General features: G+C 59.9%; 8 protein-coding genes. 4 read left to right on the forward strand and 4 right to left on the reverse strand.

The window, feature by feature from the left end; genetic code table 11:
* Positions 1-231 precede the first annotated feature (231 nt).
* The 3 genes from NWV16_RS17715 to NWV16_RS17725 form a co-directional block, all read right to left on the reverse strand.
* Positions 232-3,906 carry a translocation/assembly module TamB domain-containing protein gene (locus NWV16_RS17715; RefSeq protein WP_260520106.1) on the reverse strand — a complete coding sequence of 1,225 codons (3,675 nt, stop codon included), beginning with the start codon at positions 3,904-3,906 and terminating at the stop codon, positions 232-234.
* On the reverse strand, positions 3,903-5,630 hold the full coding sequence (locus NWV16_RS17720; protein WP_260520107.1) for an autotransporter assembly complex family protein: 1,728 nt from the start codon (positions 5,628-5,630) through the stop codon (positions 3,903-3,905). The genes NWV16_RS17715 and NWV16_RS17720 overlap by 4 nt, the downstream gene beginning before the upstream one ends.
* 66 nt (positions 5,631-5,696) lie before the next feature.
* Positions 5,697-6,347 (reverse strand): GNAT family N-acetyltransferase, encoded by a 651-nt coding sequence (locus NWV16_RS17725; protein WP_085712429.1) that lies wholly within the window; start codon positions 6,345-6,347, stop codon positions 5,697-5,699.
* 174 nt (positions 6,348-6,521) lie between these two features.
* Between NWV16_RS17725 and xthA the strand changes: the two genes are divergently transcribed.
* The 3 genes from xthA (at position 6,522) to NWV16_RS17740 (ending at position 10,133) form a co-directional block, all read left to right on the forward strand.
* A complete protein-coding gene (gene xthA / locus NWV16_RS17730; RefSeq protein WP_260520108.1) occupies positions 6,522-7,334 on the forward strand; it encodes an exodeoxyribonuclease III in 813 nt (270 codons plus the stop codon).
* Positions 7,335-7,454: 120 nt separating this feature from the next.
* Positions 7,455-8,789: a phosphate ABC transporter substrate-binding/OmpA family protein gene (locus tag NWV16_RS17735; protein WP_260520109.1), complete on the forward strand. Its 1,335-nt coding sequence runs from the start codon at positions 7,455-7,457 to the stop codon at positions 8,787-8,789.
* Between the two features lie 153 nt (positions 8,790-8,942).
* Positions 8,943-10,133, forward strand: coding sequence for a hypothetical protein (locus NWV16_RS17740; RefSeq protein WP_260520110.1), 1,191 nt, complete (start codon positions 8,943-8,945; stop codon positions 10,131-10,133).
* 60 nt (positions 10,134-10,193) lie between these two features.
* On the opposite strand, the gene NWV16_RS17745 is transcribed toward NWV16_RS17740, so the two are convergent.
* The gene (locus tag NWV16_RS17745; RefSeq protein ID WP_260520111.1) at positions 10,194-11,423 is read right to left on the reverse strand and encodes an acyl-CoA dehydrogenase; all 1,230 of its coding nucleotides are present in this window, start codon (positions 11,421-11,423) and stop codon (positions 10,194-10,196) included.
* 177 nt (positions 11,424-11,600) lie between these two features.
* Here NWV16_RS17745 and NWV16_RS17750 point away from each other — a divergent pair, with 177 nt between their 5' ends.
* The gene (locus NWV16_RS17750) at positions 11,601-12,545 is read left to right on the forward strand and encodes a LysR family transcriptional regulator (RefSeq protein ID WP_260520112.1); all 945 of its coding nucleotides are present in this window, start codon (positions 11,601-11,603) and stop codon (positions 12,543-12,545) included.
* The last annotated feature ends 5 nt before the right edge of the window (positions 12,546-12,550 follow it).

Consider the following 12,550-nt stretch of genomic DNA (forward strand, 5'->3'; position numbering starts at 1 on the left):
TGCCTAGGCAGTGAATGTATGTCGAGATGTTACTGCCTAGGCAGCGAATGTCAATGCAATAGTTAGGTTGCTTTGTTATTAGTTGACCAGCGGAGTGGGTTTTTCTGTCCACCGTGCAGACGCCATCGCGGGCTGGCTCGCTCCCACAAGGAATTTGTGAACGTCACAAAACGGTGTGGAAGCGAGCCAGCTCGCAATGGGCGCGACCCGGTCTGGGAGGGAAAAGCGGGCTTAGAAGTCCCGCTTGTAGAAAATGTCCAGCGAACTGGCCACGCCGCTGGCGGCTTCGAGGTAAACCTTTTTGCTCAGCTTGTAACGCAGGGCGATGGTGTTGGCCGGTTCGAACACGCCGACGCCGTAACGCAGGCTGAGCTTCTCGGAGATGTTGCCACTGGCCACCACGCTGGTGGTATTGCCACTGCCCTGGGTGTCGAGCTGGAAATCCTGAATGCCCAGATCCTTGGCCAGATTGCTGGTCACCCCGGAACTGCCCATCAGGCCCAGACCGAGCGCTGCTTGCGCAAGCATGTTGTTGTCTTCGCCGTTGCTGCTCAGCGGGCGCCCCAGCACCAGATAGGACAAGGCCTGCTCCTGACTCATGGCCGGTTCCGAAAAGATCTGTGTGGTCGGCTGCTCGGCGCTGCCGCTCAGGCGAATACCGGCGATCACGTCGTCGGTCTGGCGAATCGCTTCGATATCCAGATAGGGCTGATCGATCGGCCCGGCAAACAGCAGTCGCGCACGACGTACTGTCAGGCGCTGGCCGTAAGCCCGATAGCGACCGTCGTTGAGCCACAGCTCGCCACGGGTATCCATGTTGTCGCCGATGTGTACGTGCCCCTGCAGGTTGGCGGTCAGGCCGAACCCGGCGAAGCTCAGTTTGTCCTCGCCGACCACCACGTCGATGTCCATTTTCATGGCCATCGGTGCTTTGCCCTCCTCGGTCTGCGCACCGACGATGATCGTGTCATCGGAGACTTTCACCGTCGATGGCGGCAGCTCGCGCACGGTGATTTCGCCTCGGGGCACCCACACTTTGCCGGCAATCGCCAGCTCGTCGCCGGCCATGGAAATCTTCAGGTCCGGCGCCACTTCGAGCTTGGCATAGGGTTCGACGGTGACCGGCAGTTGTGTGCCCTTGAGCGCCAGATCCACCATCAGCGCCTGGCCCCAGGCGACGTTGCCGCTGAGGCTGCCCTGCCCGGTCTTGCCGCTTTTCCAGCCGCCGTCCAGGCGTACCGATTCCCCGGCGATCACCGCTTGCAGTTGCAGATTCTGCAACTCCATCGGCAACTCGGCACCGGACACTTCACCCTCACTGAGCTGCACCGTGCCGTTGACCAGCGGTGTGAGCAACCCTCCGGAAATCGTGCCGCTGCCATTCAGACGCCCGGTGAGTTTCTCGACCATCGGCATGAACGGCCGCGCCACCGACAGATCCAGCCCACTGAGACGGAACGAGCCATTGAGCGGCTTGTTCTTCGGCAGCGGATTGAGCTGCGCCTGCACCATCAGTTCACCGAGCTTGCCGCCGACAAAATTGAGGTCGGTGTCGATGCGTTTCGGTGTGAGTTTGCTGGTGAGCTTGAGGGTTTGGTACGGGAAGTCCAGCCACTGATCCTTCTCCTTCATGCGCAAGGTGCCGCCGCTGGCATCGACCGTGATCTGGCCGTTCGGGCCGCTGGCCGGCAGGTCCAGTTGCAGGTCGGCGTTGAGCCTGCCCTGCCAGGCGAAATCCTTGGGCAGCCACTGCGCCAGGCTTTCGATCGGGAATTGCTTGAGGTGATAACGCAGCTTCGGATCCGGCATCAACCGCTGATCTTCACCGCACAGACTGGAACTGCCGGACATCCAGCAATGAGCGCCGAAGTTGATCTTGCCGTCGGCCAGGCGCTCGAGTTTCGCCGGGTTTTGCAGCTTCCAGTCCTGACCGCCGGCCTGAATGTCACCGCTGGCCAGACGCCCGCGCCAGTTGCCCTTGTCCAGATTGCCGTCCAGGCCCAGCGCAAGTTTCAGCTTCGGCCCGAGCAGGTCGAGGTTGAGTTTCTGGCTTTTGATATCGCCCAGGGCGCTGACAGTCAGCACACCCAGGTTCGTGTCGCCCGCCTGGATGCCGCTGCCCTTCAGATCGATTTTCGCCCGTTGCGCGCTGTCGAGGGTGGCGTCGAGGTTGAGGGCTTGCAGGCGATTGTCCTGAAACACCAGTTGCGAGCCTTGCAGATCGAGTTTGCCTTGCGGGGCTTTCAGCGTACCGGCGACATCGACCCGACCGTTGATCTGTCCGCGCAGCTGCGGCCAGAGCTGGGCCAGACGCGGCAGCTTGATATCGATCTGCCCGGTGAGCTTCTGTTGCAGACTGCCCTTGCCGTTGATGCTGTTGTCGCCGAGGCGGATTTGCAGGGCGTTCAGGTTCCACTGTTCGCCGGCGCCGTCAGCCTTGGCCTGCAACACCGCCGGTTGCCCGCGCAGTTTGCCTTTGAGATCGAGGTCGGCGTTGAGGCTCAGGCGCTCGTTCTTCATTTCGCCCGTGCTTTTCAACGGCCCCGCCAGTGTGCCCGGCAATTCCGCCATCCAGTACGCCGGGTTGAGTGCAGACAACTCCAGTGCCGTATCCCAGGCAATGCCGTCGGCAAACTGCACGTTCACGTGCCCTTCGGCCTTGCCCTGCCCCGCTTCGAGTTTGAATTGCGGCAGGAAGATCTGCTTGAGGTTGCCACTGAACGGGCTGCTCAGGCTGAACGCCCCGGCCGGGCCATCCAGCGCGGCGGCAAAATTGCCGAGGTATTGGCCGTCGGTGTAGGAGACTTCGCCGGTGAACGTGCGCAAGGCGACTTGCGGCTCGTCGATCTCGGAATAGAGCCGATGCCACGGGAAATCCTGCCAATTGATATTGGCCTGGGCGCTGAGGCCTTTGGTCCAGTCGACGTTGCCGGTGAGCTTGAGGCTTTGTTTGTCATTGGCCGTCAGGTCGAGACCGAAGATTTGCGCGCCCTTGGCGTCGACTTTGCCCTTGAGCAACAACGCCACCGGGCCTTTATCGGCGGGCAGGGTGGCATTGCCGAGCAATTGATAACCGTTTTTCAGGTCGCCTTCGCCAGTCAATACCAGCTGATTGAGTTGCAGGGTGTCCGGCAGGTCGGCGCTCGGTTTGAACGCCTCCGAAGTGATGCGCACCTTGGCCGGCAGGCTTTCCGTCAGCGGTTGCAACTCGCCGCTCAACTGGCCGTCGAGGTAGCCACGGCTGTCGGCGTGCAGATTCAGGGTCTTGAGCAGATCGCCGTCGACTTTGAGTGCCAGCGTCCATGGGCCGGTGCCCGGTGACGGCAGGGTCAGATCACCGGCGATGTTCAGCGGCCAGTTGCCGGTCGGCTGCAACAGGCCGGAGAGGTTCAGGCTCAGGTCGTCGCGTTGCAGTTTCACGCTGTCGATCTGCATGCCCTTGGCGGTCCAGTGCGCTGCCAGTTGCAGGCCTTTGAGCTGTTCGCTGCCATTGAACAGCAGGCTGCCGACCTGCACGTCGCCCAGCTCGATGGCCACCGGCAATTGCAGATCCGGCAACTTGATCGGGCCGCTGTCGCTGGTTTCTTCGCCGGGCGGGAATTGCAGGATGACCTGATCGGCCTCGAGCTGCTCGATGCACAGCGTCATGCGCGTCAGGCACAGCGGCGACCATTCGAAGATCGGTTTATTGAGTTCGACGCGACTGCCGTCCTGCTGCCAGAGCAAATGATCGGCGCTCCACTGGCCGCCGAGGCGACCCTGAAAGTTGTCGACACTCAAACCCGGAACGAGTCCCAGCAGCCAACGGCTGCCGGCCTGGGTGCCGAGTACAGCGGCAATGCTCAATACAATCAGCAGCACCAGCGACAACAGCGCCAGCGCCGACATTTTCAAACCACGCTTCACAGCTCGGGCCCCATGGAAAAGTGCAGCCGGATGCCACCATCGTCGTCCAGCGCATGGGCCAGGTCGAGGCGGATCGGCCCCACCGGCGAGACCCAGCGCACACCGATACCGACCCCGGTCTTGAGGTTCGGCAGTTCGAGTTTATTGAAGGAGTTGCCCTGGTCGACGAAGGTCGCGACCCGCCATTTCTCGGCGATCGAGTATTGATACTCGACGCTGCCGGCCACCATGTAACGCCCGCCGATGCGGTCGCCTTTGGAGTTCTCCGGCGACAGGCTCTGGTAATCGTAGCCGCGCACGCTCTGGTCGCCACCGGCGAAGAACCGCAGCGATGGCGGCACCGAGTTGTAGCCGTTGGTGGCGCTGCCGCCGACCTGGACACGCCCGAGGAAACGGTGATTGTTGAACACTGTGGTCAGGCCTTTGATCAGCGCCGTGCCGTACAGCAGGTTGTTGTCCGAGCCGAGACCTTCTTTCGCCACCTTGCTTTCGAAGCTCAGGCGATAGCCGTTGTGCGGATCGATGCGGTTGTCGCTTTTCAGGTAGGAGTAACTGATGCCGGGCATCAACAAGGTACTCAGGCCCGAATCGTCACCAAGCTGGTATTCCTCGCGCTGCCATTTCAGCGAAATCACCCGCTGCCAGCCGCTGGGCAACTTGCTGTGCCATTCCGGGCCGAATGTCAGCAGTTTGCTCAGGGTGTCGGAACCGTCGATGTCTTCGTACTGATAGCCGCCGGCCCAGCGCAGTTTGTCGGTCAATGGCGGATCCAGCGGAATGTCATAGAACAGACCAACATTCTGCCGTGGCGCCGAGAGCTCCGCCTCCCAGCCATAACTGTCGCCCTGCGGGTTGACCCAGTGACGGGTCCAGTTGGCCTTGATCCGTGGGCCGACGTCGGTGGAATAACCGAGGCCCAGGCCCATGGTGCGCGGCTTGCGGGTATCAAGTTTGACCGCGACCGGGATCACATCGTTTTTCGCCGCAGTCGGCGCAGCATCAACCCGCACGCCCTCGAAATAGCCGCTCGATTGCAGGTCGCGGTTGAGTTCGGCAATCAGCTCGGAGTCGTAAGGCTCGCCCGGTTTGAACGGCACCATACGCTGGAGCAAGTCTTCGTCGAACGGCGTGTCGCCCTCGAAACTGACCTTGCCCAGCGCATAACGCGGACCGCTCTCATAGATCAATTCGACATCCGCCACCCCGGCGCGAGGATCGACCAGCAGTTTCTGGCTGGTGAAATGACCACTGAAGAAACCGAAACGCGAGGCCTGATTCTGGATCAGGCGCTTGGCGTCTTCGTAGCGCCCATGGTTGAGCACCGCGCCAGGCTTGAGCACGTCGCTTTTCGGTACACGAAAGGATTTCAGCGCTGCGGCGGGTCCATCGACCCGCACGGTGACATTGCGCAGGCGAATCGGCTCGCCGGGATCGATCTTCAGCACCAGACGCGGCTTTTCACCGCCCTTCACTTCACTGTCGATCTGCGGCTGGTAGTAGCCCAAAGCCTGGGCGGCCTTGCGCGCCTGCTCTTCGGCACCGCGACTGAAGCGCTGCAAGGCTTCTTCGTCACGATCCCCGAGGCTGCCGATATAGCCTTCTATATTGGCTTTGAGTTCATCGTTGGACGGTTTGACCCGCACATCCAATTCACTTTGCGCCAGCGCCGCGCAGCTGGTTAACAGCATGAGCACGCCACTGGTAAATCTTCCTGGAAACTTCATAGGCGCGGATGCTATCACGAGCTTGGGAGCGTGATAGAGCTTCGGCGTGCGCGGAAAGTTCGACCCTCAAGCCGTTGCAGTTTGTAACACCTGGGGATTGGCGTGGAAAAACACGTGTTCACGCACCGGGCCAACAGCGACCTCGCCAATCTCCTCGTAGCCCTGACGTTTGTAAAATTCCAGATAACGCGGATTGCCGGTATCGAGGATCACGCCCTGGGAGCTTTCATCCACCGCGCACCAGTTGTGCACCGCCTGCAACAGTTGTTCACCGAAGTGCTTGCCCTGAAATTGCGGATGAACGCCCAGCAGCGGCAGCATGTGCACAGAATCGGTCGGCACGCAGGCTTCAACGGCGGCGTGATATTCCAGATAGCGCCGCGTGCAGCGAAAACCGGTGCTCAGCACCATACGCAAACGCCACGCCCAGCTCTCGGTGACGCCCAGACGCCGTTGCGGTGGCGCGATCAGGGCAATGCCGATCAAGCGATCATTGACCAACAGACCGATGGCCGGCAGATCCTGCAGGAAATGCTGTTTGACCAGTTCCCGCACCGTGGCGCGCACCCGTTGTTCGTAGCCCGGACGTTCGGCCTCGAACAGGTAAGCGAAAGTCGGCTCGTGACGATAAGCCTGATACAGCAGGGATCGCGCTTCACGGGAATAACCGCGGTCGAGCATGTGGATGTCGGCGATGGCGGTCGAGGTTTCAGGCATGACGGTGATTCTCCCTGGACGGGACTCAACAGGTCCCGTTCTTGTTATACGAGCCTTGGGCTGAAGGGATCGTTCCCACACCCGAAAGACATTAGCAGCGCATATGGACTACTGCCACGCTGGCCCAGATCCTACATGTCAGCTAGCATCGCCCTTTTGCCAGGACTGCCGACCATGAAGATCGTTTCCTTCAACATCAACGGACTGCGGGCCCGCCCGCATCAGCTGGAGGCGCTGATCGAAAAGCATCAGCCGGACGTCATCGGCCTGCAGGAAACCAAGGTTCACGACGACCAGTTCCCGCTGGAAGAAGTGCGGGCCCTGGGTTATCACGTGTATTTTCACGGTCAGAAAAGTCATTACGGCGTTGCCCTGCTCTCGCGTCAGGAACCGATTGCCATACACAAAGGCTTTGCCACCGATGAAGAAGACGCGCAGCGGCGCTTCATCTGGGGCACGTTCGCCGACGCCAACGGCGTTCCGGTCACCATCATGAACGGCTATTTCCCACAGGGCGAAAGCCGCGACCACCCCACCAAATTCCCCGCCAAGCAGCGTTTCTACAGCGATCTGCAAGCGCTGCTGGAAAGCCAGTTCAACAATGAACAGCCGCTGGTGGTGATGGGCGATGTGAATATTTCCCCGGAAGACTGCGACATCGGTATCGGCCCGGACAACATGAAGCGCTGGCTGAAAACCGGCAAATGCAGCTTCCTGCCGGAAGAGCGCGAGTGGATGGCCCGCCTGAAAAACTGGGGCCTGACCGACAGCTTCCGTCACCTGAACCCGGAGGTGGCGGACGTTTTCAGCTGGTTCGATTACCGCAGCCGTGGCTTTGAAGACGAGCCCAAGCGTGGTCTGCGGATCGACGTGATTCTCGCATCCCACGGTTTGCTGCCCCGGGTCAAAGCCGCCGGTGTGGACTATGAACTGCGCGGGATGGAAAAACCTTCGGATCATGCGCCGATCTGGCTGGAATTGAGCTGATAGCGCAATCATCGCCAATGGCTGTGGGCGTTCGCGCCCACAGCCTGCACACTGTCATCTTTCAGAAACGTCTCTGACTTAATCTCCCCGGCAATCCCCTTGGCTGCCTTCGGTGCCGGCATGACCCTGCGCGTTCTGTTCGTCTTTCTCCTGAGTGCCTCGCTCAAGGTGTGGGCCGCGGTATTGCCCATTCCCGAGAGCGGCCCGGTCCTGCGCATCCAGGGTTCCAACACCATCGGCGCAGCGCTCGGCCCGGCACTGGTCGAAGGCCTGCTGGAGGAACAGGGGCTGTTGAAGATCCACAGCGAAACCCCGGACACCGCCAACGAACAACGGATCGTCGGCCTGACCGCCCAAGGCAAACGGGTGGTGGTGGAAATCGCCGCCCATGGTTCCAGCACCGGTTTCTCCGCGCTCAAAAACAACAGCGCCGATCTGGCCGCCTCTTCCCGTCCGATCAAGGACAGCGAACTTGCCAGCCTGCTGCCGCTTGGCGACCTGAAAAGTCCCGGCGCCGAGCAAGTCATCGCCATCGATGGCCTGGCGATCATTCTTCACCCCGACAATCCGCTGAATCAGCTGAACACCGAGCAACTGGCGCGGATCTTCAGCGGCGAGACGAAGACGTGGGAAGAACTCGGCGGCAAGGGTGGGACGATTCACCTGTATGCGCGGGATGATCAGTCCGGCACCTACGACACCTTCAAGGAGCTTGTCCTCAGTCGCCGTGGGAAAACCCTGAACAGTTCGGCGAAACGTTTCGAGTCCAGCGAGCAATTGTCCGACGCGGTCAGTGCCGATCCGCAGGGCATCGGTTTCATCGGCCTGCCCTATGTGCGCCAGGCCAAGGCCGTGGCGATCGTCGACGGGCAATCCCAGGCCATGCTGCCACTGGCCAGTCTGATTGCCACGGAAGACTATCCACTGTCGCGACGCCTGTTCTTCTATTTGCCACCCGACAATCAGAATCCGTGGGCCCAGGCCCTGGCGGATTTTGCGCAGAGCCGCCAGGGCCAGGCGATTGTCGCAGCCAACGGTTTTATCGCCCAGACCGTACACGCCATCTCGGTCACGCCGAATGCGCTGATGCCCGAGGGTTATCAATCCCTCAGCCGGCATGCCCAGCGTCTGACCGTGAACTTCCGCTTCGAAGAAGGCAGCGCCAGCCTCGACAACAAGGCCCGTCAGGATCTGGTCCGGGTGTTCGACTATATAAAGCACCACGACAAGACCGACCGCGCGGTAACACTGGTGGGATTCGGCGATGCCAAGGACGACCCGGCGCGGGCGGATCTGCTGTCGAAGCTGCGGGCGATGGCGGTACGACGAGAGTTGGTGAAGAACGGCGTGGTGTTTCGCGAGGTACGCGGGTTTGGCGCGCTGATGCCGGTGGCGACCAACAGCGGGGATGAGGGCAGGATCAAGAATCGGCGGGTTGAGGTTTGGGTGTATTGAAACAATCAACTGCTAACAGATGGCCCTGAAAGTCACTTACTTGACCTCCAAAGACAGCCGAACTGTCATTTCTGACAGGAGATTTGCTTCAAGAATTGCGGCGAAATACTCCGACTCCATTCCCTTGGGGTAGCACTCAACAGGAGCACTCGCATGAACACTTCAATTGCCCCACGCAAACCCGGAGATCTGGACCAAAACTTCGGTCTCTCCGGCTCCGTCGTCGGTCCCGAAAATGGAATAGTGAAATCTATCGTGGCGGGTGCAGACGATAAACTGACCTTCGCAGTCCAGATTCAGAACGTAAATGACTGTGAAATTCACCGGCTGCATAGTGATGGGAGCAATGATACGAGTTTCGGCAATGACGGCATCGTCACGGTAAGGTTTGGAAATGATGGTGCCTCTGTACCTAACCGACTGATTCAGCGAGATGGAAAAATCTGGCTGATTGGCGATCAGACTTCAGGTGATGGAGGAGTGCCGGCAGTTACCCGTCGCAACGCAAATGGAACCCCTGACCTGGTTTTCGGCACCCGGTTGCTTTCTGCTCCAGCCACCTCATCAAATGCCTTCCCTTCTGATGGATGTTTGCAGGACGATGGAAAACTACTCGTTCTGAGTGCGCGAATTCCGGACACAGGCACCACAACTAAAGGCCTTTTGACTCGTTTGCACAACGATGGCAGCGTCGATAGTGGATTCGGCAAAGAAGGCCAAATCGATATCGAATTCGGCGTCCAAAACAGTCGCATGGTCAATGTGATCGTTCAGGAAAATGGAAAAATTGTTGTGGGTGGCAACTCCTTCGGATCCAATGGCAATAAAGTCGTTTTGGCGCGTTTTAATCCCGACGGATCATCCGACGAAACATTCGGTATTGACGGGCAGATGATGTATGGCCCGGAACATGGTTTGCATGACTTGATTCAAGTTATCGCTCAGCCGGACGGGAAACTCGTGTGCGCTGGCAAAACTGGCTATTCCCAAGCATTTGTGATGCGGTTCACGGCCGACGGTCTAACGGACGCCACGTTCAATGGCGGAAAGGAAGTGTTGACCGAACTGGGATCGACCGATTGTCAGTGGCGAGCACTTGCAATTCAAACCGATGGGAAAATTGTTTTGGCAGGCTGGAACGCAAGTCTCTATCAGGCAATGTTCTGTGGCAGATTAAATCAAAACGGCACTTGGGATCCCTCTTTCGCTAGCGCAGGATGGGGCGCAATTCGTGGTATTCCAGGAACCCCCTACTGCGCAACAACTCAAAGCCAAGGCAGAATCATCATCGCCGGCAGCCGTATTCAAGGCTACTTTTCTGTAGTGGCCGGTATTCAGAACTGACTTGATCGCCCATTCGACGGTAACGCGCCAGCAATCAATGATTACTGGCGCGACTTGTCTTCAGCGCTCGCTACGCAGCATTTCCTTCGGCACGTACTTGCCGATCTCGAACTTGCCGATCGCCGCACGGTGCACTTCGTCCGGGCCGTCGGCCAGGCGCAGGGTGCGTTGCATGGCGTACATGTAGGCCAGCGGGAAATCGTTCGACACCCCGGCCCCGCCATGAATCTGGATCGCCCGGTCGATCACCCGCAACGCGACGTTCGGTGCCACGACCTTGATCTGCGCGATTTCACTCTTGGCGACCTTGTTGCCCACGGTGTCCATCATGTACGCCGCTTTCAGCGTCAACAGGCGCGCCATGTCGATTTCCATGCGCGAGTCGGCGATCTTGTCGACGTTACCGCCCAGACGCGCCAGCGGTTTGCCGAACGCGGTGCGGCTCACCGAACGTTTGCACATCAGTTCCAGTGCACGCTCGGCCATGCCGATCGAACGCATGCAGTGGTGAATCCGGCCAGGGCCGAGACGACCCTGAGCGATTTCGAAGCCGCGTCCTTCACCGAGCAGGACGTTTTCGTAGGGCACCCGCACGTTATCGAACAGCACTTCGGCGTGACCGTGCGGGGCGTCGTCATAACCGAACACCGGCAGCGGACGAATGATCTTCACACCGGGGGTGTCGACCGGCACCAGAATCATCGAGTGCTGCGCATGACGCGGGGCGTCGGGATTGCTCAGGCCCATGAAGATCAGGATCTTGCAGCGTGGATCGCAGGCGCCGGAGGTCCACCATTTCTTGCCGTTGATCACCCATTCGTCACCCTCGCGCACGGCACGGGCGGCCATGTTGGTGGCGTCGGAGGACGCGACGTCCGGTTCCGTCATGGCGAACGCCGAGCGGATCTCGCCCCGTAACAGAGGTTCGAGCCAGCGCTGTTTCTGTTCTTCGTTGGCGTAACGCACCAGCACTTCCATGTTGCCGGTGTCCGGTGCCGAGCAGTTGAACGGCTCGGGGCCCAGCAGCGAACGGCCCATGATTTCCGCCAATGGCGCGTATTCAAGGTTGGTCAGGCCGGCGCCCAGCTCCGACTCGGGCAGAAACAGATTCCACAGCCCTTCGGCTTTTGCCTTGGCCTTGAGCGTTTCCATGATGGCGGTCGGCTGCCAGCGGTCGCCTTCGGCCACCTGCCGTTCGAACACGGCCTCGGCCGGATAAACGTAAGCGTCCATGAACGCGGTCACGCGCTCACGCAGTTCTTGCACTTTGGGCGAATAGGCGAAATCCATGGGCAGTTACCTTTCTGGGCAGCGGTTGTTCAGGTCATGCAATCGATGCTAGAACAGCGCCGATAATTTACCTAGCCTATTCTCGGCGTGTATAAACATTCATCACCGATATATGATTGGTTGATTTTCCTGGCCGCCCTCACCCGCGCCATCCACCCATAACAAGAGAGCCGCGTAATGAATCTGAGCAAGGTCGACCTCAACCTTTTCATCGTCTTCGACGCGATCTACACCGAAGCCAACCTGACCCGCGCCGGGCAGATCGTCGGCATCACCCAGCCGGCGGTGTCCAACGCATTGGCACGGTTGCGCGAAACCTTCAACGACCCGCTCTTCGTCCGCACGGCACAGGGCATGGTGCCGACACCCATGGCGCAGAACATCATCGGCCCGGTGCGCAATGCACTGTCGCTGCTGCGGGTATCGGTTCAGGAAAGCCGCATTTTTAACCCCTCGCAAGCGGTCAAGACCTACCGCATCAGCATGACCGACCTGACCGAAGCGGTAATTCTGCCGCCCCTGTTCCAGCGTCTACGTCGTCTGGCACCGACGGTGATCATCGAAAGCTTTCTGTCCAAGCGCCGGGAGACCACCAAGGAACTGGCCGCCGGGCGCCTCGATTTCGCCGTGGATGCGCCGCTCAACACCGACCCGCAGGTGCGCCACGTCAAGCTGATGGAAGACCGTTACGTCTGCGCGATGCGCAAGGGGCATCCACTGGCGACCAAGGACAAACTCACCCTCGACGATTACCTGTCGCTGACCCACATTCATATTTCCAGCCGTCGCAATGGCCTGGGCCATGTCGATCTGGCGCTCGGCAAAATGGGCATCCAGCGCAAGATCGCCCTGCGCTCGCAGCACTACCTGATGGCGTCCCAAGTGTTGCAGCAGACCGACATGGTAATGACCGTGCCGGAACGTTTCGCCCGACGCCATGAGCTGCACGCGTTCAATCTGCCGGTCAATGATGTGCCGCCGGTGGAAACCCATTTGTACTGGCACGAAAGCACCGACCAGGACCCGGCCAACCGCTGGATGCGCGAGCAGATGATCGAGCTTTGCCAGCAGGTGACGGCCCATGAGAAGAAGCTCGACAAGCTGCAGGCGCCCGCCACTTGACGTAA

Source organism: Pseudomonas sp. BW7P1, from assembly GCF_024981055.1.
Lineage (GTDB): Bacteria > Pseudomonadota > Gammaproteobacteria > Pseudomonadales > Pseudomonadaceae > Aquipseudomonas > Aquipseudomonas bananamidigenes.

Excerpts from the sequence above, each read along its gene's own strand:
- NWV16_RS17745 (WP_260520111.1), bottom strand. The coding sequence starts at position 11,423 with ATGGATTTCGCCTATTCGCCCAAAGTGCAAGAACTGCGTGAGCGCGTG.
- NWV16_RS17735 (WP_260520109.1), top strand. The coding sequence starts at position 7,455 with ATGACCCTGCGCGTTCTGTTCGTCTTTCTCCTGAGTGCCTCGCTCAAG.
- xthA (WP_260520108.1), top strand. The coding sequence starts at position 6,522 with ATGAAGATCGTTTCCTTCAACATCAACGGACTGCGGGCCCGCCCGCAT.
- NWV16_RS17750 (WP_260520112.1), top strand. The coding sequence starts at position 11,601 with ATGAATCTGAGCAAGGTCGACCTCAACCTTTTCATCGTCTTCGACGCG.
- NWV16_RS17725 (WP_085712429.1), bottom strand. The coding sequence starts at position 6,347 with ATGCCTGAAACCTCGACCGCCATCGCCGACATCCACATGCTCGACCGC.
- NWV16_RS17740 (WP_260520110.1), top strand. The coding sequence starts at position 8,943 with ATGAACACTTCAATTGCCCCACGCAAACCCGGAGATCTGGACCAAAAC.
- NWV16_RS17720 (WP_260520107.1), bottom strand. The coding sequence starts at position 5,630 with ATGAAGTTTCCAGGAAGATTTACCAGTGGCGTGCTCATGCTGTTAACC.